At 64.2% G+C, this 22,422-nt stretch carries 21 protein-coding genes and 1 pseudogene; 8 read left to right on the top strand and 14 right to left on the bottom strand.

Annotation, left to right across the window (positions count from 1 at the left end):
* Positions 1–10: 10 nt before the first annotated feature.
* From IVB54_RS01205 to IVB54_RS01185, 5 genes are read right to left on the bottom strand one after another with little or no spacing between them, the layout of a single operon-like run.
* On the bottom strand, positions 11–730 hold the full coding sequence (locus tag IVB54_RS01205; RefSeq protein WP_018456625.1) for a ribonuclease activity regulator RraA: 720 nt from the start codon (positions 728–730) through the stop codon (positions 11–13).
* Positions 731–740: 10 nt separating this feature from the next.
* Positions 741–2,480 carry an L-arabinonate dehydratase gene (gene araD / locus IVB54_RS01200; protein WP_018456626.1) on the bottom strand — a complete coding sequence of 580 codons (1,740 nt, stop codon included), beginning with the start codon at positions 2,478–2,480 and terminating at the stop codon, positions 741–743.
* A complete protein-coding gene (locus IVB54_RS01195; RefSeq protein ID WP_085348860.1) occupies positions 2,477–3,334 on the bottom strand; it encodes an ABC transporter permease in 858 nt (285 codons plus the stop codon). Before IVB54_RS01195 ends, araD begins: the two co-directional genes overlap by 4 nt.
* An 11-nt stretch (positions 3,335–3,345) precedes the next feature.
* Positions 3,346–4,107 carry an ABC transporter ATP-binding protein gene (locus IVB54_RS01190; protein WP_018456628.1) on the bottom strand — a complete coding sequence of 254 codons (762 nt, stop codon included), beginning with the start codon at positions 4,105–4,107 and terminating at the stop codon, positions 3,346–3,348.
* Positions 4,107–5,126: an ABC transporter substrate-binding protein gene (locus tag IVB54_RS01185; protein WP_018456629.1), complete on the bottom strand. Its 1,020-nt coding sequence runs from the start codon at positions 5,124–5,126 to the stop codon at positions 4,107–4,109. The genes IVB54_RS01190 and IVB54_RS01185 overlap by 1 nt, the downstream gene beginning before the upstream one ends.
* A 94-nt stretch (positions 5,127–5,220) precedes the next feature.
* Between IVB54_RS01185 and IVB54_RS01180 the strand changes: the two genes are divergently transcribed.
* From IVB54_RS01180 to IVB54_RS01170, 3 genes are all read left to right on the top strand, one after another.
* On the top strand, positions 5,221–5,937 hold the full coding sequence (locus IVB54_RS01180; RefSeq protein WP_018456630.1) for a GntR family transcriptional regulator: 717 nt from the start codon (positions 5,221–5,223) through the stop codon (positions 5,935–5,937).
* Positions 5,938–6,138: 201 nt separating this feature from the next.
* Positions 6,139–6,567 carry a response regulator gene (locus IVB54_RS01175; protein WP_018456631.1) on the top strand — a complete coding sequence of 143 codons (429 nt, stop codon included), beginning with the start codon at positions 6,139–6,141 and terminating at the stop codon, positions 6,565–6,567.
* A complete protein-coding gene (locus IVB54_RS01170) occupies positions 6,545–10,141 on the top strand; it encodes a PAS domain S-box protein (RefSeq protein WP_026233214.1) in 3,597 nt (1,198 codons plus the stop codon). Before IVB54_RS01175 ends, IVB54_RS01170 begins: the two co-directional genes overlap by 23 nt.
* 117 nt (positions 10,142–10,258) lie before the next feature.
* Here IVB54_RS01170 and IVB54_RS01165 read toward each other — a convergent pair whose 3' ends face one another.
* Positions 10,259–10,894, bottom strand: a complete 636-nt coding sequence (locus tag IVB54_RS01165) for a response regulator (protein ID WP_018456633.1) — start codon at positions 10,892–10,894, stop codon at positions 10,259–10,261.
* A gap of 184 nt (positions 10,895–11,078) precedes the next feature.
* On the opposite strand from IVB54_RS01165, the gene IVB54_RS01160 reads away from it, so the two are divergent.
* The gene (locus IVB54_RS01160; RefSeq protein ID WP_018456634.1) at positions 11,079–11,333 is read left to right on the top strand and encodes a hypothetical protein; all 255 of its coding nucleotides are present in this window, start codon (positions 11,079–11,081) and stop codon (positions 11,331–11,333) included.
* A gap of 56 nt (positions 11,334–11,389) precedes the next feature.
* Here IVB54_RS01160 and IVB54_RS01155 read toward each other — a convergent pair whose 3' ends face one another.
* From IVB54_RS01155 to IVB54_RS01125, 7 genes and pseudogenes are all read right to left on the bottom strand, one after another.
* Positions 11,390–11,893, bottom strand: coding sequence for a response regulator (locus IVB54_RS01155; RefSeq protein ID WP_018456635.1), 504 nt, complete (start codon positions 11,891–11,893; stop codon positions 11,390–11,392).
* A 141-nt stretch (positions 11,894–12,034) separates the two neighbouring features.
* Positions 12,035–12,349, bottom strand: coding sequence for a hypothetical protein (locus IVB54_RS01150; RefSeq protein WP_018456636.1), 315 nt, complete (start codon positions 12,347–12,349; stop codon positions 12,035–12,037).
* A gap of 2 nt (positions 12,350–12,351) precedes the next feature.
* Positions 12,352–13,233, bottom strand: coding sequence for a protein-glutamate O-methyltransferase CheR (locus IVB54_RS01145; RefSeq protein ID WP_018456637.1), 882 nt, complete (start codon positions 13,231–13,233; stop codon positions 12,352–12,354).
* Between the two features lie 59 nt (positions 13,234–13,292).
* Positions 13,293–13,679 carry a response regulator gene (locus IVB54_RS01140; RefSeq protein ID WP_018456638.1) on the bottom strand — a complete coding sequence of 129 codons (387 nt, stop codon included), beginning with the start codon at positions 13,677–13,679 and terminating at the stop codon, positions 13,293–13,295.
* A 31-nt stretch (positions 13,680–13,710) separates the two neighbouring features.
* Positions 13,711–14,184: a chemotaxis protein CheW gene (locus IVB54_RS01135; RefSeq protein WP_007598954.1), complete on the bottom strand. Its 474-nt coding sequence runs from the start codon at positions 14,182–14,184 to the stop codon at positions 13,711–13,713.
* Positions 14,185–14,215: 31 nt separating this feature from the next.
* A complete protein-coding gene (locus IVB54_RS01130) occupies positions 14,216–17,008 on the bottom strand; it encodes a hybrid sensor histidine kinase/response regulator (protein WP_247294112.1) in 2,793 nt (930 codons plus the stop codon).
* Between the two features lie 423 nt (positions 17,009–17,431).
* Positions 17,432–17,853: pseudogene (locus tag IVB54_RS01125) on the bottom strand (response regulator).
* Between the two features lie 453 nt (positions 17,854–18,306).
* Between IVB54_RS01125 and IVB54_RS01120 the strand changes: the two are divergent.
* From IVB54_RS01120 to IVB54_RS01110, 3 genes are all read left to right on the top strand, one after another.
* Entirely contained in the window at positions 18,307–19,005 is a 699-nt protein-coding gene (locus tag IVB54_RS01120) for a Crp/Fnr family transcriptional regulator (protein ID WP_018459877.1), read from the top strand.
* Between the two features lie 153 nt (positions 19,006–19,158).
* Positions 19,159–19,536, top strand: coding sequence for an Hpt domain-containing protein (locus tag IVB54_RS01115; RefSeq protein WP_018459876.1), 378 nt, complete (start codon positions 19,159–19,161; stop codon positions 19,534–19,536).
* Positions 19,537–19,658: 122 nt separating this feature from the next.
* Positions 19,659–19,907 (top strand): hypothetical protein, encoded by a 249-nt coding sequence (locus tag IVB54_RS01110; RefSeq protein ID WP_018459875.1) that lies wholly within the window; start codon positions 19,659–19,661, stop codon positions 19,905–19,907.
* A gap of 84 nt (positions 19,908–19,991) precedes the next feature.
* Here the strand turns inward: IVB54_RS01110 and IVB54_RS01105 are convergent, their stop codons facing one another.
* Positions 19,992–20,615 (bottom strand): helix-turn-helix transcriptional regulator, encoded by a 624-nt coding sequence (locus IVB54_RS01105; protein WP_018459874.1) that lies wholly within the window; start codon positions 20,613–20,615, stop codon positions 19,992–19,994.
* Between the two features lie 340 nt (positions 20,616–20,955).
* Here IVB54_RS01105 and IVB54_RS01100 point away from each other — a divergent pair, with 340 nt between their 5' ends.
* Entirely contained in the window at positions 20,956–22,119 is a 1,164-nt protein-coding gene (locus IVB54_RS01100; protein ID WP_018459873.1) for a hypothetical protein, read from the top strand.
* Positions 22,120–22,422: the final 303 nt, after the last annotated feature.

The following is a 22,422-nucleotide window of genomic DNA, read 5'->3' as shown; positions in this document are numbered from 1 at the left end:
CGCGCGGCCTTTACCTTCCGTTCGCCTTCCGCCATGCGGCGAAGTCGGTCAGCGTCTGTGGGTCCGTTGCCGGATAGAGACCGAAAATGCCGCGGCCCTTGTTGACTTCCTCGGTGACGAAGTCCTCGAACGCGGTCATCTCGAAGGTCTCGTTGGCGATCTCCTCAGCGAGATGCGCAGGGATCACGATCACGCCGTCCCTGTCGCCGAGAATGACGTCGCCGGGAAACACCGGCGCATCCCCGCAGCCGATCGGCACGTTGATCTCGATGGCGTGATGCAGCGTCAGATTGGTCGGCGCGCTTGGGCGGTGGTGGTAGGCGGGGATACCGAGCTTGGCGATCTCGGCCGAGTCGCGAAAACCGCCATCGGTGACGACCCCGGCGACGCCGCGCTTCATCAAGCGCGTGACCAGGATTGCACCGGCGGACGCGGCGCGCGCGTCCTTGCGGCTGTCCATCACCAGCACGTGGCCCGCCGGGCAATCCTCGACTGCCTTGCGCTGCGGATGGGAGCGGTCCTTGAAAACCTCGATGGTGTTGAGATCCTCGCGCGCCGGCATATAACGCAGCGTGAAGGCTTCACCGACCATGGTCGGCTGGTCGGCACTGAGCGGGTGCACATCCTGGATCATCTGGATGCGCAGGCCCCGCTTGAACAACGCGGTTGCGACGGTGGCGGTGGAGACGGATTTGAGCTTGTTGCGGGTGGCCTCGGCAAGTTTGGTCATGTCACGCTCTCTAGTAAATCGAGGGCTCGCCGATCGGCGCGCCGAAATCGGTCTCGAGGAAGTCGAAGTCGCAGCCGTCATTGGCCTGCTTGATGTGCTTGGTGAACATCCAGCCATAGCCGCGCTCGAAGCGGCGCTCGGGCTGCTTCCAGGCGGCGCGACGCTTGTCGAGCTCGGCTTCCGACACGTCGAGATTGATGGTGCGGGTGGCGACGTCGAGCGTGATGCGGTCGCCGTTCCGCACCAGCGCGAGCGGTCCGCCGACATAGGATTCGGGGGCGACGTGCAGAATGCAGGCGCCGTAGCTGGTGCCGCTCATGCGCGCATCCGAGATTCGCACCATGTCGCGCACGCCCTGCTTCACGAGTTTTGTCGGGATCGGCAGCATGCCCCATTCCGGCATGCCCGGCCCGCCCTGCGGCCCGGCGTTGCGAAGGATGAGGATGTGGTCTTCGGTGACGTCGAGATCGGGATCGTCGACCGCCTTCTTCATCGAAGGGTAGTCGTCGAACACCAGCGCCGGCCCGGTGTGCTTGAGGAAGCGCGGCGCGCAGGCCGACGGCTTGATGACGCAGCCGTCGGGTGCGAGATTGCCCTTGAGCACCGCGAGGGCGCCTTCCTTGTAGATGGGATTGTCGATCGAGCGGATCACATCGTCATTGTGGACCTCGGCATGCGCGATATTCTCGCCCAGCGTCAGGCCGGTGACGGTGATGCAGTCGAGATGCAGATGCGGCTTGATCTGCCCCATCAGCGCCGGCAGGCCGCCGGCATAGAAGAAGTCCTCCATCAGATAGGCATCGCCGCTCGGCCGCACATTGGCGATGACGGGCACCTTGCGGCTCGCAATCTCGAAATCGTCGAGGCCGATGTCGAGACCGGCGCGGCGGGCCTGCGCGATCAGATGGATGATGGCGTTGGTCGAACAGCCCATCGCCATCGCCACTGCAATCGCGTTCTCGAACGCCTTGCGGGTCTGGATTGTCTTCGGCGTCAGATCTTCCCAGACCATCTCGACGATACGGCGCCCGCATTCCGAGGCCATGCGGATATGGTTGGCATCAGCGGCGGGAATCGAGGACGCGCCCGGCAGCGTCATGCCGATCGCCTCTGCAATCGCGGTCATGGTGGAAGCCGTGCCCATGGTCATGCAGGTGCCGTAGCTGCGCGCAATGCCGGCCTCGATGTCGAGCCAGTCCTTGTCGGAGATTTTTCCGGCGCGCCGCTCGTCCCAGTATTTCCAGCCGTCCGAGCCCGAGCCGAGCGTCTTGCCCTTCCAATTGCCGCGCAGCATCGGACCTGCCGGCAGATAGATCGCCGGGATGTTCATCGAGGTCGCACCCAGCAGCAGCGCCGGCGTGGTCTTGTCGCAGCCGCCCATCAGCACCACGCCGTCGACGGGATGGCTGCGCAACAGCTCCTCGGCGTCCATCGCCAGCAGATTGCGATAGAGCATGGTGGTCGGCTTGAGCAGCGATTCCGACAGCGACAGTGCCGGCAGCTCCAGCGGCAGGCCGCCGGCCATCAGGATGCCGCGCTTGACGTCGTCAACGCGCGACTTGAAGTGCATGTGGCAGGGCTGCGCGTCCGACCAGGTGTTGAGGATCGCGATGATCGGGCGGTCCTTCCACTCCTCCGGCGCGTAGCCCATCTGCATGGTGCGGGAGCGATGGCCGAACGAGCGGAGATCGTCGGGTGCGAACCAGCGCGCGCTGCGGAGCTGGTCGGGCGTTAGTTTCTTCTTGGTCATGATTGGGTGCCCCATTTCTGCACGGTGTTCCGCTCGATGGCGCGGAAGATCAGGTTTTCGACAAAAAGCCCGATGATGATCACCGTCAAGAGGCCGGCGAAGACCGCAGGTATGTCGAGCAGGTTGCGGTTTTCGAAGATGAACCAGCCGAGCCCGCCCTGCCCCGACGACACGCCGAACACCAGCTCGGCCGCGATCAGCGTGCGCCAGGCAAAGGCCCAGCCGATCTTGAGGCCGGTCAGGATCGAGCCGAACGCGGCGGGGATGAGGATTTTCGCCACGTACGGCAATCCCCGAAGGCCGTAATTGCGGCCGACCATGCGCAGCGTGTTGGACACGCTCTTGAAGCCCGAATGGGTGTTGAGCGCGACCGGCCACAGCACCGAATGGATCAGCACAAACACCAGACTGCCGTTGCCGAGACCGAACCAGATCAAAGCGAGCGGCAACAGCGCGATCGCCGGCAGCGGATTGAACATCGCCGTGACCGTCTCAAGGAAATCGGTGCCGATGCGGGTGGAGATCGCGAGCACGGTGAAGATCGCGGCGAGCGCGATGCCGGCTGAATAGCCCATGAACAGCACTTTTAGCGAAGCCCAGGCCCGCATGGGAATCGTGCCGTCCTTGACGCGATCGTAGAGCGTGAGGATCGTGTCGTGCAGCGTCGGAAACAGCAGGGGATTGTCGAGGGCGAGGCCGTAGGCCTCCCAGACCGCCGCGAGGAACAGGATGATGACGGTCTTGCGGACAAAGCCGTCGTTCCACAACAGCTCGGGCACGCTCAGCTTGCGCTCGACCTCGGCTGCGCTGCCGACGACCGGCGCGTCACGCAGCATTATTCTCGCTTCGCCCATGAGAGGCTCCCTCAATGCGCCGTTGCTTCGGAGGCGAACAGGAGATCGTGAATCTCCTTCTCCAGCCGGCCGGCACTGCCATCGTCATTGGAGACCTTGTCGACGTCGACCACCTCGGCCTTGACGCGGCCGGGATGCGGCGACAACAGCAGGATGCGGTTGCCGATGCGGATCGCTTCCGCGATCGAGTGGGTCACGAACAGCACGGTGAATTTGGTCTCGCTCCAGAGCTGGAGCAGCTCGTCCTGGCAGGTTCGCCGCGTCAGCGCGTCGAGCGCGGCGAACGGCTCGTCCATCAGTAGGATGTCGGGCTCCATTGCCATGCCGCGCGCGATCGCGACGCGCTGCTTCATGCCGCCGGAGAGCGTGTGCGGATAAGCGTCGACCACGCGGGTGAGGCCCACTTTCTCGATATAGGCCCGCGCCCGCGCATCGGCATCCTTGCGCGACAATTTTCGCGCGGTCAGCAGCGGAAACATCACGTTGGCCAGCACGCTTTTCCAAGGCAGCAGCTGGTCGAACTCTTGGAAGATCATCATGCGATCGGCGCCGGGACCGCGAATCTCGCGGTCGTTGATGGTCATGCGGCCTTCGCTCGGCGCCATGTAGCCGCCGACGGCCTTGAGCAGGGTCGACTTGCCGCAGCCGGACGGCCCGAGCAGCACGAAGCGGTCGGACCTGTCGACTGTGAAGCTGACCCGTTCGGTCGCCGTGACGACGGCGCTGGAGGTCTTGTAGCGCAGCGTCACGGAGCTGACGTCGAGCAGCGCCATCAGTTGCCCTTCAGATCGTGGGCGACGGGCAGATAATAATCAGTCCAGGCCTTGGGCTGAGTCTTCAGCGTGCCGGTCTTGAACAGATGGGCGGCGAATTTCATCGTGCCCTGCGGTTCGAGATTCCACTCCATCATGCCGGGCTCCTGGAGGAGATCGAGCAGCTCTTCCACCGAGGTCTTGTCGCCGGTGATCTCCTTGTAGATCTCGACCGCCTGTCTGGTGTCGCTGCGGATCAGATCCTGAGCTTCCTTGGTCGCATCGCGCACGGCCTGGATGATTTTCGGGTTGGCATCAGCGAACTTCGTGGTGGTGAAGAACTGCGCCTGGCTGAGCGGGCCGCCCATCACGTCAGGCGACGACAGCACGACATGCGCGCCCGGCACGTTCTTCAGCTCGAGGAAGGTGAACGGCGGAATCGAAAAATGGGTGTGCACCTCGTGCTTGGCGTTGGACAGCGCCGCATAGGCGTCGGGATGACCGAGCTGCACCGTGTTGACGTCCAGCTTCGACCATTGGTCGGGACCAAAGGCTTCGGCGGCGGCGATCTGGAGCACGATGGCCTGGGTCGAGACTTTTACGGTCGGCACGGCGATCTTGTCGTTGGGGCCGAAATCCTTGATCGACTTGATGTTGGCGTCGCGGCTGATCAGCGTCATCGGCTGCGCCGAGGTCGCGACGATGCCCTTGACGCCGCCGCGGGTGCGGTCCCACAGCAGCAGCAGATTGCCGGTGCCGGTGTTGAGGATGTCGACCCCGCCCGCGAGCAGCGCATCGGTCTGCGCACCGCCGCCGGAGAAGGTGACCCATTTGGTGGTGACGCCGGCCACCCCGAGCTGAGCGGCGTGCTTCTCGATCAGCTTCTGCTTTTCCATGATGTGGCTCGGCATGTAGAAAATGCCGGGCTGGCGAGACAGCGAGATCTCGGACTTCTGCTGCGCCTTTGCTGGCGAAGCCGTCAGCGCCGCTGCGGCGATCAGGGCGACGGCCGTGAGGCCACACTGAAATTGCTTGATCATTGTTGTTCGTTTCCTCCGGCCGCCATTGACGAGCGATCTTGCTAATGCACTAATGCATTAGTGTATCAAAGGCAAGCTGGCCGGAGCGCTTCGCATGGAACCAGCCGAACCCGCGCCCCGCGTAGCCCCCCGCCCCGGCGCGCGGCTCGACCGGGCCCGGCAGGCCGCACCGCAAGTATTCGAGCGGCTGCGCAATGCCATTCTCGCGCTCGAATTGCCGCCGGGCTCGCCGCTGTCGCGCACGGATCTCGCCGCACAATTCGGCGTCAGCTCGACGCCGATCCGCGACGCCTTGATGCGGCTCGAGGAAGAAGGGCTGGTCGACGTGTTTCCGCAGCACGCCACCGTCGTCAGCCGCGTCGACGTCGGTCGGGCCGAGCAGGCCCATTTCCTGCGCCAGGCGCTGGAGCTCGAAATCGTCCGGCTGCTCGCGCAGCAGCACGGCGAAGCCCTGGTCATACGCCTCGACCACACGATCGCGCTCCAGCAGCAATTCGCCAAGGCCGGAGACTTCGAGAGCTTCATCGCTGGCGACAATGATTTTCACGCGCAGCTTTATGCCGCGGCCGGCAAGCAGGAACTCTGGACGCTGGTGCGCAGCCGTAGCGGACATATCGACCGGCTGCGCCGGATGCATCTGCCCTCACCCGGCAAGGCCCAGAACATCGTCCGCCACCACAAGCTGATCACGCGCGCGATCGAGGCCGGCGACGCCGATGCTGCGCAACAGCATCTGCGCAAGCACCTGTCGGGCACGTTGAGCGAGCTCGACACGATCCGAAGCCACTATCCGGAATATTTGACCGACTAGGCATATGGCGCGCGGTTGTCGCGAGCGCTTGTGCACGTCACCGTGCATAAATTGACGCAACCGAGTTCGCCTTTTGCGAGCAATCTTGGGATCGATGGCGAAGTGCTTGCAGGCCAGATGCAATCCGCGCAACAATTTCAGAGTTGATGGTTTGATTTGCGGTCGCTGGGACACCCCATCCGGCCCGGGAGGATACCAGACGTGGCCAACATCCTGATCGTGGATGACGATCCGGCCGTGCAGATGACGATTCGGCTGCTCCTGGAGAGGGCCGGTCATCAAATCACCGTCGCCGGAGACGGCCGCAAGGGACTTGCGCTGTTCGAGGCCGGCCAGTTCGACCTTCTCTTTCTCGACATCTTCATGCCCGGCATGGACGGCCTGGAGACGATGCGCCACATCCGGGCGCTGCAGCCGGCGATTCCGATCGTCGTCATTTCCGGCCGTTCGTTCACGCCGGACGCCCATGCGGAGCCGGACTTCCTCAAGATGGCGACCAAGCTCGGCGCGGTGGCGAGCTTGCAGAAGCCGTTCCGGGCCGACGCGCTGCTCGCCGCGGTCGCTGGCTGCCTGGACGCGGCGCGGACGGCATCGGTGAGGAATCCGGATGTCAGCACCGGCCGCCGATGACAAGAACCTTCATTCTGTTCCAACCGAGCGCGGGCACGGCCATTCAGGAAGCGGTGCAGATTTCCCCATGACACTCGCTACGCGGCTCGCCATCGCGATGATCCTGCTGGTGGCGGTCACCGTGGCCGCAGTCGGCTGGCTCGGCTATCGCAATATCACCCAGGCCGTCATTCCGCGGGTCCTGGAACGGATTGAAGCCCAGTCGAGCCTGCTGGCCACCCATCTTGAATCCTACGTTGCCGGCGCGCGCGGCGATCTGCTCGGTTATCGCTCCGCCGCGGCCATCAACGGCCTGATCCGTGCCCACATCGGTGGAGGCCTCGACGATGTCGACGGCGTTTCCGAGCAAACCTGGCGCGAGCGCATCGCAGCCCGGCTCGCAGCCGAGATCGACGCGAAACCGAGCTACGGGCAATTTCGAATCATCGGCCTTGACGACGACCAGCGCGAGTTGGTCCGCGTCGATCGCGCCGGCCCGAACGGAACAGCACGGATCGTCCCCGACGGCGAACTGGAACGCAAGAGCGACCGAACCTACTTCCAGGAGACGATTCGATTGGCGCCGGGCGACATCTATGTTTCGCCCGTCGATCTCGCCACGCGGCAGGGAGGAACCACGGACCCTCACATTCCGACGTTGCGCGTCGCGACTCCGCTGTTCACGCCTGATAGCAAGCCGTTCGGCATCGTCATCGCCAATATCGACATGCGTCCTGCGCTCGACCGCGTCCGCTCGACCACGAGCGCAGGAGGAGAAATCTATGTCGTGAATTCGCGTGGCGACTATCTTGTCCACCCTGATCGTGCGCGGGAATTCGGTGCATTGCTTGGCAACGCCAACGATTGGCGCCGGGACTTTCCTTTCTTTGCAGCCCGGGCCGGCCTGCCGCAAGGATCCACGCAGCTTACGAGCGACCAAGCGGGCCGGCCGAGTGGAGCGGCGCTCGCACCGGCACTGCTGGCCGGCAAGGAGTGGTTGGCAGTCATCGAGACGGCCCCACCATCCGTGTTCAGTAGCGTTCCGGCGGCCATTCAAAAAGCCTCCTCACTGGTCGGCCTGCTTGCTGTCCTTGCCGCAGCTTTGCTTGCGGTACTGCTGGCGCGCTCATTGACGCGGCCGATCGGGCGTCTGACCGCGGCGGTGGAAGCGATCGGCAGCGGACGGCGCGCCGAGATTCCCGTCGATGCGAGCGGAGAGACAGGCGTGCTGGCGCGGGCATTCGCGCAAATGGTCGAAGAAACGAGAGCGAAGACGACCGCGCTTGAACGCGAGATCGAGGAGCATCGCCGCACCGAGGCCGCGCGAAGCCATCATGAAGCGCGCGAGCGCTTGTTCAGCGCCGCCGTCGAATCCTCCGACGAAGCGATCGTGATGCAATCGCTCGACGCCATCATCACCGGCTGGAATGCCGCCGCCGAGCGCCTCTACGGCTATTCGGCGAATGAGGCGATCGGGAAATCCACCTCGATCATCGTCCCACCCGACCGACGCGAGCAAGGCAAGGACTATTTGCGGCGGATCGCCGGAGGTGAACCGATGGAACGGTTCGAGACGGTGCGCCTGCGCAAGGATGGCACGCCGGTCGAAATCTCACTCAGCCTGTCGCCGATCAGGGGCCCATCGGGCGAGATCGTGGGCGCCTCCGGCACCGCGCGCAGCCTGACCGAGGCGCGACGGGCCGAGCGGGCGCTGCAGCAGCAGCTCGAGGAACGGCGACAGATCTTCGAGACCTCCCAGGATCTGATCATGGTGATGGACGCGCGCGGCCACATCGCGCAGATCAGTCCGAGCAGCGAGGCCATTCTCGGCTACCGGCCGGAGGAGATGATCGGCCGCAGCGGCGCCGATTTCATTCATTCCGGCCATCTCGACCAGTCGCGCGACGAGATGCGCGCGCTCAGGCGCGGCGAGCGGCTGAAGCTCGCGGACACCCGCTGCTTCCACAAGGACGGTCGTGAGGTCTGGCTGTCCTGGCTCGGCAGCTGGTCCGACCACGCCCAGCGCTACTTCTTTGTCGGGCGCGACATGACAGAAGCGAGGCTTGCACAGGAGTCCTTGCGGGAGAGCGAACAGCTTGCGCGCAACATCGTCGAGACCTCGCTCGATGCTTTCACCCAGACGGACCACACCGGGGCCATCCTGAGTTGGAACTCGCAGGCCGAGAAGCTCTTCGGATGGACCCGTGAGGAGGCGATCGGCAAGAATGCGATTGAGCTTTTCGTCGCCCCCAGTGAGCGCGAAAGCGTCAGGGCCAGACTGAAGCTCTTTCTCGAATCCGAGCAACAATCGCTGGCTAATCCACGGCGCGAACTTTTGGTGCGGCGACGCGACGGTAAGGAGTTCAGGGCCGAGCTCAGCGTCACGGCGCTCCAGCGACGCGAAGGCGTTCTCTTCAATTCGTTCTACCGCGACCTGACCGACAAGATCGCGGCCGACGAGCGCATCCGCCAGGCCGAGAAAATGGAGGCGGTCGGCCAGCTCACCGGCGGCGTGGCGCACGACTTCAACAACATTCTCACCGTCATCACCGGAACGATCGAGATCCTGGCCGACGCGGTGGCCAACGAGCCGGAGCTCGCGGCGATCACGAAGATGATCGACGAGGCCGCCGGGCGTGGCGCCGAGCTGACGCAGCACCTGCTGGCGTTTGCGCGCAAGCAGCCGCTCCAGCCGCGCGAGATCGACGTCAACGCGCTGATCATCGACACGGCGAAATTATTGCGGCCGACGCTGGGCGAGCAGATCCATATCGAATCGGTGTTCGAGGACGAGAACTGCGTCGCGATCGTCGATCCCAGCCAGCTCACCACCGCGATCCTCAACCTCGCGCTCAATGCCCGCGATGCCATGCCGGGCGGCGGCAAGCTGATCGTGGAGACGGGCGCGGCCTATCTCGACGAGGTCTATGCCAGCGTCAACGACGTCCCGCCGGGACACTACGTGCTGATCGCCGTGAGCGACACCGGCAGCGGAATTCCCGCCAACATGCTGGCCAGGGTGTTCGACCCCTTCTTCACCTCGAAGGGACCGGGCAAGGGCACCGGACTCGGGCTTTCGATGGTCTACGGCTTCATCAAGCAGTCGGCGGGCCATATCAAGATCTACAGCGAGGAAGGCCACGGCACCACGATCAAGATGTACCTGCCGCCCGGCAAGACGCCGACGGCGGTCGGCGAGGGCGTGACGCCGGCGACCATCGAGGGCGGACACGAGACGATCCTTGTGGTCGAGGACGACCGGCTGGTGCGCGACTACGTGCTGGCACAGCTGCATTCGCTCGGCTACGTCACCTTGCAGGCTGCGAACGCCGCGGAGGCGCTCGCAATCGTCGCCGCCGGAAAACCGTTCGACCTCCTGTTCACCGACGTCATCATGCCCGGCAAGATGAACGGAAGGCAGCTCGCCGACGAACTGCAGAGAACGCGTCCCGATCTCCGGGTGCTCTACACGTCCGGCTATACCGAGAACGCGATCATCCATCACGGCCGGCTGGATTCGGGCGTTCTGCTGCTAGCGAAGCCCTATCGCAAATCGGATCTGGCGCGGGCCATCCGCAAGGCGTTGAACAGTTGATGGCGCGTCGGGTGAGAGCCCGCAGCCCGGGTGAGCGAAGCGATACCCGGGAACACCACGAGCCAGGTCCCGGAAGTCGCTTCGCTCATCCGGGCTACGAAATGTCGCCCACGGAATTTACGACGCGCGCTGCGCCGCGGTCATCACGATCCGGATCAGATCGGCGGCATTGCGCGCACCGAGCTTCTTCATGATGTTGGCGCGATGGTCCTCGATGGTGCGCGGGCTGATGCCGAGCGTGCGGCCGGCCTCCTTGTTGGAAGCGCCGGCGGCGAACTGCTCAAGCACCTCGCGCTCCCTGCGCGTCAACGGCTCGCGCCCGGGGAAATGCAGCGAGCCGAACTTCGGCGCTGCGTTCTCCGACTGCCTGCGGGCATAGGCGTCGATCGCCTCGTCGAGCCGGCCGACGATCTCGCTGCCGCGGAACGGCTTCTCGATGAAGTCGAGCGCGCCGCTCTTGATGGCCCCGACCGCCATCGCGATATCGCCCTGTCCGGAGATCATGAAGATCGGTGCCGGATAGTCCTCGCCGTGCAGCTCATTGAGAATATCGAGCCCGGACTTGCCGGGAATGTGCACGTCGAGCAGGACCGCTGCAGGTGTGCGGCTTCGCGCGACGGAGAGCAATGCTGCGCCGTCCGCAAAACAGATCACCTCATAGCCCGCCGCCTTCAACACCATCGACAAGGTGTCGCGAACGGCAGCGTCGTCGTCGACCACGAAGATTTCACCGCGAGAGCTTTGTTCGGCCATGTGCCACACATCCGGTTGGCATGAAGGACTCGCGTCCGCCCCAACCGTTATGGCGTTCGGCGCGGATTCGGCCCACCGTATTTGTACGGGACATGAACTTGACGCACAAGTAGCGGCGAGGCGCCTAATTGCAGAGGACGGAGAATATCCATGCTAATTTTGGCCGCTACCGCCTTTCGTGGCAATGCCCGAAGTCGAGAGCCGTGAGCTGATTGCGGCCGACCTTCGCGTGCTGATCTCGCAGATCGAGAGCAGCATGCGCCGGACCGCCACAGCCATGGCTCAAGAACACGGGAGCGATCCGGAAAGTTCCGCCGACGTCTTCGTGCTCGACGATGTCACACCCCGGTATGCCAGGGCGATCGCCGCGCTCGACGCCTGCCGGGCGGGCCTTGGCCACGCCCTGGAATGCCTGTCGGAGGCCAGCGGTACGCTGTAGATCGCGATCGCTGCGACGCGGCGACCGCATTCTTTCATCGCATGGCCGGCCGCGGATCAGGCGCGGTGCCGCTCCACGATCGCGTCGGTGGCGACACCGCCCCAGGTGTGGATCGCCGGCAGGCCCATCGCGGTCTTGCCGAGATTGGCGAGGCTGATGCGCAACGCGGCCAGATCCAGCGGCTTGGGCAGGCTCTGGAGCTCGATCCCGACGGAACGGGCGAAGCTGCGGGCGGCGCTGCGGCGCTTGCCGTCCATGCCGCTGACGACGATCACGGCGCCGCCAAATTTCGCCTTGGCCATCTCGCCCAGCACGTCCATGCCGTCGCCATCCTCTAGCACGAGATCGAGTGTCACGCAGTCGAAGCGCGCGGTGCGGAGTTTCTCGATCGCTTCGGCCACGGACGGCGCCACGGTGACCTCGTGGCCGGCCTGCTTGGCCGCGATCGTGATCAGGCTGCGCTGTGTGCCGTCGTCATCGACCACCAGAAGCTGAAGCGCGCGCCGCTCGGCGGCGTCGGGCAGGTTTGACGGGAGAGAGGAGAAAGAGCTTCTGGGCATTGCCGTATCCTGAGATTGAGACCGGCAATGGATACACCGTTCGCGCTTAGGCGACGTAAAGCCGCGACGGCAAATTCAGTCGGATGTTTCAGCAAATGCGAACCAACGTCGCGGAAAACGGCGACGCGACGCACGTGAAGATCACGCCGCCTCGTCACGGCCACCGACGGCCCGCTTCTTCCGGTTCTTGCCCCGCAGGAATTGAATGTCCATTTCGACGCCGTTGACGCGCACCAATTCGCAGCGGCGGTAGGCAAGGCCGGTGGACGACAGCAGCAGGAAGAACTCTTTGAGGTTCAGGCCCTGAATCGAGCCTTCCACCGTCAGGATGGCGTCGGTGTCGGAGATCGCGTTGAGCTTGCAGTCGCGGCGCCAAGTGCCGTCGATGGCCATGATGCAGACATCATAGCCGCGACTGAACGTCACGCGTTCCGCGCCTTTGCCATCCTCGGCCATGCCTATCGTCCCGCCATGACCGCTAGGCGCGGCGCTGCGCCGGCAAGAACCGGCTTGGCGGCCGCCGCGCGCGGGTCGTTCGGCTTGTAGAGACCGCGCTTCTCCGGAATCGGCCTGAACGTGTCGGTCAGTCCGACCACCGTTTCGGCCGCGCCCAGCACCAGGAAGCCGTCTCCCTCGATCTGGCGAGCCAGCCGGTTGAAGATGTTGATCTTGGTGTCCTGATCGAAATAGATCAGCACGTTGCGGCAGAAGATGACGTCGAAGGTGCCGAGCTGAGCGAAATCGTGCAGCAGATTGAGCTGCCGGTGCTGGATCATCGCCCGCAGCTCGGGATTGATCTGCCAGGTCTCGCCGATCTGCTTGAAATATTTCATCAGCATCTGGATCGGCAGTCCGCGCTGCACTTCGAACTGGCTGTAGATGCCGGCCTTGGCCTTCTCGAGCACCTCCTGCGACAGGTCGGTCGCGATGATCTCGACGCGCCAGCCAGTTAGGGCCGCACCCATCTCCTTTAGGCTCATCGCGAGCGAATAGGGCTCCTGCCCCGTGGAGCCGGCGGCGCACCAGATGCGGACGCTGCGGCGGCCGGCGCGGGCCTTGATGATCTCCGGCATGATGGTGTCGCGGAAATGATCGAACGGGACCTTGTCGCGAAAGAAGAAGGTCTCGTTGGTGGTCATCGCCTCGACCACGCTGGTGACGAGCGCGCCCGAGCCAGCGCCTTGCAGCTTCTGCACGAGCTCGCCGATGCCGGAGATCCCGGCCTTGCGCGCCAGCGGCAACAGCCGGCTTTCAATCAGATATTGCTTGTCTGCGGACAGATCGAGCCCGGAATGATCCCTCAGGAACTTACGCAGATAATCATACTCGGTCGGGGTCACGGATAGGCCTCTCGGAAGCTGTACTGGGAACACTCTGGCTGGAACACTCCGCCAGACACTCAGACCATGGCTTGTCCGACCGGAATCAAGCCGACTTCTGCGAATTTGTCGGCGATGATGTCTTTATCGAAGGGCTTCATGATGTACTCGTTGGCGCCGCCGCTGAGCGCCTGAGCGATATGAGCCACGTTATTTTCGGTGGTGCAGAATACAACCTTGGGCTGGTCGCCGCCCGGCAGGCGGCGCATGTGGCCCATGAACTCGAAGCCGTCCATCACCGGCATGTTCCAGTCCAGCAGCACCGCGTCGGGCAGCTTGCGCTGACAGACCTCGAGCGCCTTGGAGCCGTCCTCGGCCTCCGTGACTTCGAATTGCAGGCCTTCCAGGATCCGGCGTGCGATCTTGCGCACGACGCTGGAATCATCGACCACCAAGCACGTCTTCATTTGGGTTCTCCGGCTTCGATGTTTTTGGGGCTCACGCAGCCATTTGCACTTCGGTTTTGAGTTCGAGGACGCGATCGACGTCGAGGACGACCATGAGCTGGCCGTCGAGACGGTGGACACCGCCGGCGAGCTTGGCCATGCGGGGGTCGAGATTGACGGGGTTTTCTTCCATGCCGTCCTCGGCGAGCCGCAGCACTTCGCCGATCTGGTCGATCAGGAGGCCGTAGGATTCACCGCGCAGATCGACGCCGACCGCCATCGGGATCTTGCCGTCCTCGGGCTTGGGCAGGCCGAGCCGGGCGCGCATGTCGACCACGGTGACGATGCGGCCGCGCAGGTTCAGCACGCCCGCAATCTCGCGCGAGGACAGCGGCACGCGGGTGACGCGCTCGGGCATGAACACGTCCTGGACGCGGGAGATCGGCAGGCCGAACAGCTGGCCGCCGATCATCGCGGTGACGTATTCGACCATGGCGCCTTCGCCGGACTGGGTCTTCTTGGTCATGTGCGTATCTCCTGATCCATCCCGCTGGGGTTTAGGCGGCTGCGCGGCTCAGCTCGGAGGCACCGGCGGCGCCCGCGGTCTGTTCCTTCAGCGCCGCGATCAGACCGGGACGGTCGAACTTGGCGACATAGTCGTGGAAGCCGGCCTGACGGCCGCGCTCGATCGCCGCCGGCGACACCAGCGCGGAGAGCCCGATGATCGGCATCGCGCCCAGATTGCTGTCGGAGCGGATGGTCTCGGCAAACTCGAACCCGTTCATGTCGGGCATCTCGATGTCGGTCAGGACCACGTCGAAGCTCTGCGCGCGCAGCGCCGCCAGGCCCTCCTGCGCGGTCGGCGCGGTGCGGACGCGGTAGCCGGCGGCCTTGAGCACCGGGGCCAGCATGTTGCGGAAGAACGCCGAATCGTCGACCAGCAGCACCGATTGCGAGTGCAGCGACGGCTTCATCTCCTTGCGGGTGAACCAGTCGGAGAACGCCATCGGCAGGAAGTGGCCGACGTCGATCACTTCGGTGGCCTGGCCCTTGATCACGGCCGAGCCGAGAATGCCGGAGGAGGATCCGCCGACCTCGATGTTGAGCCGTTCCTCGACGATGTCGATGATCTCGTCGACGACGAGGCCCATGGAGCGGCCGTCGTCGGAGAACACCAGGATCGGCTGGGCGCCCTGGCTCGCGATGGTGACGCTCTCCATGGCAACGAGCGGCATCAGCTGCTCGCGGTACTGCACCATGTAGCGGCCGTTCGAGAACTCGATCTTGTCGGCCGGGAGCTCTTCCAGGCGCGTGACGAGCCCGAGCGGGACCGCCTTGGGCTGGGACGAGCCGGCGCGGAACACCAGCAGCGAGGTGGTCTGCTCGCCCGATCCGATGCTGTGCGTCCCGTTCTCGCTGTTCATGTCATGGGCCGAGGAGCCGGCGGCGCCGAGCGCCTTGGCAATGCCGTTGGGGTCGATGATCATGATGACCGCGCCGTCGCCCAGGATGGTATTGCCCGAGAACATGTCGATGTGGCGCAGCTTCGTCGACATCGGCTTGACCACGATTTCTTCGGTGTGGAACACGCCGTCGACGACGATGCCGAAGGTCTGGCTGCCGACCTGCGTCACCACGATGAAGCCGTTCTCGGGATCGGAGACGGCGCCGTCGTCGATCTTGAGCAGCTTCTTGAGATGGATCAGCGGCAGCAGCTTGTTGCGCAGCCTGAGAACCGCGGTGTCCTTGATGCGCTCGATGCGGTGCTCCGAGTTGGCGCGGGCCCGCACCAGCTCGACCACGGAGAGCTGCGGGATCGCAAAGCGGTCGCCGGCGGCTTCCACGATCAGCGCGGAGACGATGGCGAGCGTCAGCGGGATCTTGATGGTGACGGAGGAGCCTTCACCGGCGACCGACTTGATGTCGATGGTGCCGCCGATCTGGTCGATATTGGTGCGCACCACGTCCATGCCGACGCCGCGCCCCGACACCGAGGTGATGGCGGCAGCAGTGGAGAAGCCCGGGGCGAAGATGAACTTGTGGATCTGGGCTTCGCTCATCTTCTCGAGCTCGGCCTCGGTGACCAGACCTGAGGAGATCGCCTTGGCCTTGATCCTGTCGGTGTTCAGGCCACGGCCGTTGTCGGCGATGCAGATGATGATGTGGCCGCCCTCGTGATAGGCGGACAGGCGAATGGTGCCCTGCTCGCCCTTGCCGCCTGCGAGACGCTCGGCCGGGGTCTCCAGGCCATGGTCGGCGGAGTTGCGCACCATGTGGGTGAGCGGGTCCTTGATCAGGTCGAGCACCTGGCGGTCGAGCTCGGTGTCGGCGCCGTGCATCTCCAGCTCGATCTGCTTGCCGAGTTCGCTCGAGAGGTCGCGAACGATGCGGGGCAGCTTCTGCCAGGCATTGCCGATCGGCTGCATGCGCGTCTTCATGACGCCTTCCTGCAGCTCGGCGGTGACGTTGGACAGCCGCTGCAACGGCACCTTGAACTCGGTGTCCTCGTTGCGGCGGGAGATCTCCAACAGCTGGTTGCGGGTCAGCACCAGCTCCGAGACCATGGTCATCAGATGCTCCAGCGTATCCACGTTGACGCGGATCGACTGGTTGGCGATGCTGGCTCCCTCGGCGGCGCCCTCGTCGGCGATCGACTTCTTCGGCGCGGCCTTGTCCTTCGCCTTGGTCTCCTTCGCGGCTTCCTTGGCAACAGGCACCGGGGCTTCAGCGGCAGGCGGAGGCTCCGCCTTGACTTCGGCCCTGGCAACCGGGACCGGCACTTCGATCGCGGTCTCGCGGAAGGCACGCTCGAGCTCGTCGAGCGAGACTTCGCCCGGACGCAGCGGACGCTCCAGGCTCTGGTCGGCCAGCACGCCGGAGGTCGGCGCGGCTTCGACGGCGACAGGCGCGTCCGGCACCAGCGGCGGCGCTTCGGCAACGGCAGCAGCAGCAGCGCCGGCCGCCATGGCGGCCATGCCCTGCTCGACCATCGCTTCCAGCTTGTCGATGAGATCGCGGTCGGTGCCCTCGGGCTCGGCTTCGGTCGCCTCCAGCCCGGCCAGAATTTCCTTGATGCGGTCGATCGAGGACAGGATCACCGTCACCGCCTGCCCCGTCACCGGCATGCCGTCACGGAATTTGCCCATCAGCGTCTCGCCGGCATGCGCCAGCGCTTCCAGTCGCGGCAATCCGAGGAAGCCGCACGTGCCCTTGATGGTGTGGACCAGCCGGAAAATGTTATCCAGGATCTTGGCGTTGTTCGGCTCCTGCTCGAACTTCACCAGCTGATTGTCCACGGTGTCCAGGCTCTCGCTGGTTTCCGTCAAAAACTCCCGCAACAGATCATCCATGAGCTACGCCTTACAGACCTGGATCTGGACCTCGACGCCCGAGCCGCGCTGGCATGAACGGAAGCCCCCACCTTGGATCGTTAGACATCCCCTTTCACGGTCCCGTTAATTTCATCCTCCGTGCTAATACGGATATTGAAGACAAGTTTGCCGTTCGACTGCATGGGACAGCGTTTTTCGGCAAGACCGGCCCCACGCCGCAGCGGCGAGACGCGTTAGGTGAACGTGCCGATAACAGCGAGACCCGGCGCGCGGGAAAGCCCTGCTTGTGAAGGAGATATGCGCGGTCTTCGCGCAAATTGTATCGAGCTGCCTGCAGCCCGGGCCGGTCTCGCCACGTCGCCTGGTGCTTTGCCGGGATATGCATCACCCGCATTTGCGGTAAACGAACCGTTACCCGCGTCCGCTGCGGCCGGTGCCGCGCTAACCCAGGCGCGCGGCCGGGGCAAGCTCGCCCTGGGGACGGTGCTCCGCCAGGCAATCGTTGATGGCGGCGAGCAGCGCGTGCGGCGTGAACGGCTTGCGCAGACAGCGCGCCGCACCGAGCTCCAGCGCCATCCGGAGGAAATCCGGGGCCGGCGAATTCAGATTGCGAACGCGTAGCCGGACATCGCTATCAGCGGAACGGCCGGCGCGCGCTCGTGAAAGATTCTGACCGATTCGAACCCGCGCATGTGCGGCATGAAGATATCGATGATCATCAGATCGAACTGTTCGTGTTCGAGCGCACGAAGTCCGGCTTCCCCTCCTTCGGCGATCGTCACCCGAAAATTGTTGCGCTGGAGATAGACCTCGATGGCCATGCAGACCATCGGGTCGTCATCGACGACGAGAATATCGCGCAGATCTTCTGTCCCCGTTTGAGCTTCCCGATTTGGCGATTCAATAATTGAACCGTGGCGCACGCCATGCTCCTTTGCTCGAGAAATGGACTGTTGAGAGCGTCCTTGGCGGAGCCGGAAAGACGATTGACGCGGAATCTGCGGCCACGCGGCGCCAAGGCAACTCCATGACGACGACGCGGCGCGGATGACCTTGAAACGCGCCGGATCAACCATGACCGCGAACAAGCTCCAAACCGATTCTCCAGCCGCACCATCTGGATCTGCTGGTTCCCAGCTCGGTAGGAATTGGGTCAGGGAATCTGTCTTGGCGAGGCCGACGTGCAGCGGCACTGACTGCGATCGGACGTCTTGTCCCAATTGCCAATATATCCCGACGGGAACATGATGGAACGTGGCCGAACGACAAGCAGTTTCCCGTGCTGGTCCGGGAGACGGGAGGCTACTTTGGAAACAATGGTACGTTCCTCCAACGGTTTCCTGTCCGCGCTGTCGGCGGACGATTATGAATTGATCCGCCCCCACCTGCGGACGGGCGATCTGCCGCACGACGCGGTGCTGGTCGCGACCGGCGAAACGCTCAAGCGCGCCTACTTTCCCCATCGCGGCGTCATCTCGCTGGTGGTGGAGCTCGCCAGGGGCGAGCACGTGCAAGTCGCCATGATCGGCCGCGACAGCCTGCTCGGAACGCTCTCGATCATGGGCGATGCCTGCGCGCTGAACACGGCCATCGTGCTGGTTCCAGGCTCCGCCTCGATGATGGACCTCGACCGGCTGCGCGTCGCGGCCGACCAGAGCTGCACCCTGCGGACGCTGCTCACGCGTCACGGACTGGCGGTCTACGCGCAGGTGCAGCAGACCGCGGGCTGCAACGCCGCTCATCCGGTGGAGTCACGGCTGTCGCGCTGCCTGCTCCACACCCATGACCTCTCCGGCGACTACCGGCTGCTGCTGACCCAGGAGGCGATGGCGCAGATGATCGGCGCTCGGCGCAACAGCGTGTCGCTGGTCGCCAACACCTTGCAGCAGGCGAATTTCATTAACTACAGCCGCGGACACATCCAGATCCTCAACCTGGACGGCCTGCGCCAGACGGCGTGCGAATGCTACGCCACCGTGAAGGCGCAGTATGACCGGCTGCTCGGCCCGCGCTGACTGGCGCTGCGGCGTGGTAAACCGGCCGCTAATTCCGGCCCGCAAACACGGAATGTCCTGCTACCGGAACTGAAATCCAGATGCCGTAGACACGGATGTGCCGCGCGCGCCTGTACGGGCCGGCGGCAAACCGTGATCAAGGCAGGCCAAACCATGTTCGAAGTCACCGTCGCGCCTGCGCAAACAGTGCTTGATGCCGAACCCGCGCGCGAGCCGGGCGCGTACCAGGCGCTGGTGCGCGAGATCGGCGAGGATGGTGCTTGCGAAGTGCGCGACGTGTTCTGGAGCGAAACCTGCGCGCGTCTGCAATCGTTCCGCACGCTCTCGCTCGCGCAGCACCACGGCAGGATCGCCCGCGAAGCGCATTCGCTGAAGGGCGCGGCCGGAACGTTCGGCTATGTCAGGCTCGCGGTGCTGGCGCTGCGGCTGGAGAAGACCGCGGAGAGGCTCGGCGACGCCGGATTTTGCGACCTCCTGGACCTGATGGACGCCGCCTACGCTGCCGCGCGCGCGCAGGAGCCGGAGGGCTGACGCGCTCGCTCGAAACGCTCCAACCACTCACGCGTGCATGCCCGCCGTACTTCTACGGCTTGGGATTTTCACAGATGGCTAATCATAGGCAGCGATAGTCGCCGGAAACCAGGAGGGTTTCCATGTTCACCTACGAGACCGCGGACCAGAAAGAAGTTCGCCGCTTCCGCATCGCACAGTTCAACGGCCGGATGGCGACGGTGGCCGCTGGCGAGGCGACGGTGACCGGCTTCGTACGTTCGGTGCTGGAGCAGGAATCGAGCATGCCGCCCCGCTGGACCATCACGATCATTCCCAACGTGCCGAAGGACGAGCTCAAGCCGCTGCGGCCCTCGTCGCGCGCGCGTCCCTTCGCCGAAGATTATTTCTGAGCACGGTCGGAGCCGCGGGTCTTTTTCGAGAAATGCCTCACGCTTGGCCCTCGCCCGCTGCCGGGCGGCCCGACGCAAGGCCCTTCAGTCGATCGAATGCAGCAGCGCCGCACGGACGAGGTCCGCCGTGTTGCGCGCACCGAGCTTCCGCATCGCCTCGGCGCGATGGCTCTCGAAGGTGCGCGGGCTGATCTGCATCCGAAGCGCACCCTGCTTGTTCGAATAACCCTCGCTGATCAGCCTCAGCACCTCGCGCTCGCGCTTGGTCAGCCGCTTCTGGCCTGACAGGCCGAGGATTTCGGCGCTCGGCACGCGCTGCAGCTGTGGCGCGCGCGCGAACTTCGATTCGGCGCCCTCGGCCCTGGACGCGATCGGCAGGCCACCCGTGTGAGAACCGGCAAGCTGTTTGACGAGGCCACAAACCCGCTCGGTCTGCACTAGCGCATTCTCCACGACCCGCTGCAAATAGGCACGGTCGCCCGTCACCGGCGCGAGCTGATCGCTGTGATGCTTGATCTCGCCCATGTAGAGCAGGAGCGCCGTGAGGGGACCGTTGAGCTCGCGGGCGATGGCGGCTGCCATTTCGTCGGCCGCCTTGGCACGGGCGGCGTTCAGACGGACGGCATCGAGCTCTTCAGTTGGAGCGGCGTTGCTTTCGTACCATTCCGACGGCCGCGAATCAGTGGCCGTATCATTCTGTGACCCCATGTCACTCGTTTAGCGGAACCCAACGCGGTCTGTAGTTAACTTTTTGCTCCGTAAGACTACGGTGAATTTGGCAGTTTTGTGCTGAAACCCCGGCACAGGCACACTTTATGCTTGAGTGGCAACGTCCCTCAACATTCTTAGGTTGCTGAACCTGCCCAATTGATAGACGGGTCGCTCGACGCCTTCTTAACGATCAGATCCGCGCCGATTACCTGCGGCCTTGGATTTTACGGATATATTAACGGCGGCTTGCTTCTCTATGTCGCAATTGAGAGCGCGCAAATGCCTCCATGCATGGGGTCGGTAGGCCTGCTGGAAACGTTGCGGAAGATTGCGTGCCATGAACGAGATCGACCAGCTATCGAACTTCCTGCAGAAGCTGACGCCGCTGTCGCGCAGCTGCCTGCTCAGCGAGCTCGAACGGCTTGAGCTGTGCGGCATCGACATGCCGGGCTCGTCCGACCTGCAGTCCCGGTTGCGCGCCGAATTTCGCAAGGACGGATCGAACCAGGCGCGCGCCACCAGTCCCTCGCGCCATTTCTTTGCGCCGCTCGAGCTGCTTCTGATCGACGGCGCGCCCGAGCATGCCAACATGGGGCGGATCTCGCGCAACACCCTCACCCCGATCTGGGAGTGGATCTGCCGCGACCTGCTGCCGACCATGGCACGCGACTACATCAAGGCGATCAACGACCAGGTCGCCGCCAACAACCAGAAGGAAGTGCTGAAGATCGCATCGACCTTCCAGACCAAGGTCGTCAAGGTTCTCGAAAGCACCCTCGCATCAGCGGAGAGCACCGAGTTCGCGCGCGGCAAGCTCGCGCAATACACGGCATCGCACACCGCCTTCGAGGACGTGAAGAAGATCCAACATGTGCTGCGCGCCGGCGCCGCGCTGCCGAAGTTCAACGACAGGCTGCCCGAGAAGATCGCGAAGTTCGACGACGGCACGGTTGATCAGATCACCGCCCGATTGGACGCCTTCAAGAAGGCCCATCCCGAGGCGCTGCCGTTCGCGCTGACGCTGGTGGCGAGGCGGCTGAAGACGTTCTGGCAATTGGTGCGTCTTGCCACCAAGGCCGCAGCGAGCAAGGGCGCCGCCGATGTCGCCGCCGCGCCCTATGCCTGCGTCGTTCACATGGTGCTCGACCAGCTCGACGACAGGCGCCTCGCCTTGCGCATCGCGCTCCGGCACAACCGGGTGCTGATTGCGCGCGACCTGCTCGCCGAGATCTACGAGACCGAATATGCGCTCAAGGTGCGGATCGACGGCATCGAGCATTGCGAATGGGGCATTCGGCTCCAGCAATTGATGGACGCGATCGCGGCGCTGGTGTCCGCCGAGGTGAGCCGCTTCCCCTCCAATGTCGGCCACATTCTCGGTTCGCGCCGGCTGCGCAGCCACGACACGCTCGGTGGCAAGCTGTCCTATCTGGCCTGGAAGGGACGCGATGCGATTGAGGACGGCGCGGCCGCGTTGCGCAAGCTGATCGGCCAAACCTGATCCCGCGCTAATGCGCGCGCGGCAGGCACAGGAAACGATCGAGAAATCGCCCTGACAGCACGAACCTGAACCACCAATACATTATTCGCCGCGACGTCATTGCTGCGATCCTCGACAGCCCACCACCGGCTGCCCAGAGCAATAGCGCACGTGCAGCAATCCGCTTGTGATGTGCTTCACATTGGCGCCAGCGCGCACCGACGCATTGTCGCAGAACCGTCACGAGCGAACCGGGAAAAATGCGCGCGTCGCGCGCAATTGAGGCGCTCCATTATTCAATTGGGCGAGGCGCGCGTGGCTTGG

The organism is Bradyrhizobium sp. CW1 (genome assembly GCF_023100665.1).
Lineage (GTDB): Bacteria > Pseudomonadota > Alphaproteobacteria > Rhizobiales > Xanthobacteraceae > Bradyrhizobium > Bradyrhizobium canariense_D.
Note: the sequence above shows the minus strand (reverse complement) of the source record. Positions and strands in the feature narration are given on the sequence as shown.

What these genes read in the sequence shown, in the direction of transcription:
- IVB54_RS01205 (WP_018456625.1), bottom strand. Translation starts at nt 730, where the DNA reads ATGACCAAACTTGCCGAGGCCACCCGCAACAAGCTCAAATCCGTCTCC.
- araD (WP_018456626.1), bottom strand. Translation starts at nt 2,480, where the DNA reads ATGACCAAGAAGAAACTAACGCCCGACCAGCTCCGCAGCGCGCGCTGG.
- IVB54_RS01195 (WP_085348860.1), bottom strand. Translation starts at nt 3,334, where the DNA reads ATGGGCGAAGCGAGAATAATGCTGCGTGACGCGCCGGTCGTCGGCAGC.
- IVB54_RS01190 (WP_018456628.1), bottom strand. Translation starts at nt 4,107, where the DNA reads ATGGCGCTGCTCGACGTCAGCTCCGTGACGCTGCGCTACAAGACCTCC.
- IVB54_RS01185 (WP_018456629.1), bottom strand. Translation starts at nt 5,126, where the DNA reads ATGATCAAGCAATTTCAGTGTGGCCTCACGGCCGTCGCCCTGATCGCC.
- IVB54_RS01180 (WP_018456630.1), top strand. Translation starts at nt 5,221, where the DNA reads ATGGAACCAGCCGAACCCGCGCCCCGCGTAGCCCCCCGCCCCGGCGCG.
- IVB54_RS01170 (WP_026233214.1), top strand. Translation starts at nt 6,545, where the DNA reads ATGTCAGCACCGGCCGCCGATGACAAGAACCTTCATTCTGTTCCAACC.
- IVB54_RS01165 (WP_018456633.1), bottom strand. Translation starts at nt 10,894, where the DNA reads ATGGCCGAACAAAGCTCTCGCGGTGAAATCTTCGTGGTCGACGACGAC.
- IVB54_RS01160 (WP_018456634.1), top strand. Translation starts at nt 11,079, where the DNA reads ATGCCCGAAGTCGAGAGCCGTGAGCTGATTGCGGCCGACCTTCGCGTG.
- IVB54_RS01155 (WP_018456635.1), bottom strand. Translation starts at nt 11,893, where the DNA reads ATGCCCAGAAGCTCTTTCTCCTCTCTCCCGTCAAACCTGCCCGACGCC.
- IVB54_RS01150 (WP_018456636.1), bottom strand. Translation starts at nt 12,349, where the DNA reads ATGGCCGAGGATGGCAAAGGCGCGGAACGCGTGACGTTCAGTCGCGGC.
- IVB54_RS01140 (WP_018456638.1), bottom strand. Translation starts at nt 13,679, where the DNA reads ATGAAGACGTGCTTGGTGGTCGATGATTCCAGCGTCGTGCGCAAGATC.
- IVB54_RS01135 (WP_007598954.1), bottom strand. Translation starts at nt 14,184, where the DNA reads ATGACCAAGAAGACCCAGTCCGGCGAAGGCGCCATGGTCGAATACGTC.
- IVB54_RS01130 (WP_247294112.1), bottom strand. Translation starts at nt 17,008, where the DNA reads ATGGATGATCTGTTGCGGGAGTTTTTGACGGAAACCAGCGAGAGCCTG.
- IVB54_RS01120 (WP_018459877.1), top strand. Translation starts at nt 18,307, where the DNA reads ATGGTACGTTCCTCCAACGGTTTCCTGTCCGCGCTGTCGGCGGACGAT.
- IVB54_RS01115 (WP_018459876.1), top strand. Translation starts at nt 19,159, where the DNA reads ATGTTCGAAGTCACCGTCGCGCCTGCGCAAACAGTGCTTGATGCCGAA.
- IVB54_RS01110 (WP_018459875.1), top strand. Translation starts at nt 19,659, where the DNA reads ATGTTCACCTACGAGACCGCGGACCAGAAAGAAGTTCGCCGCTTCCGC.
- IVB54_RS01105 (WP_018459874.1), bottom strand. Translation starts at nt 20,615, where the DNA reads ATGGGGTCACAGAATGATACGGCCACTGATTCGCGGCCGTCGGAATGG.
- IVB54_RS01100 (WP_018459873.1), top strand. Translation starts at nt 20,956, where the DNA reads ATGAACGAGATCGACCAGCTATCGAACTTCCTGCAGAAGCTGACGCCG.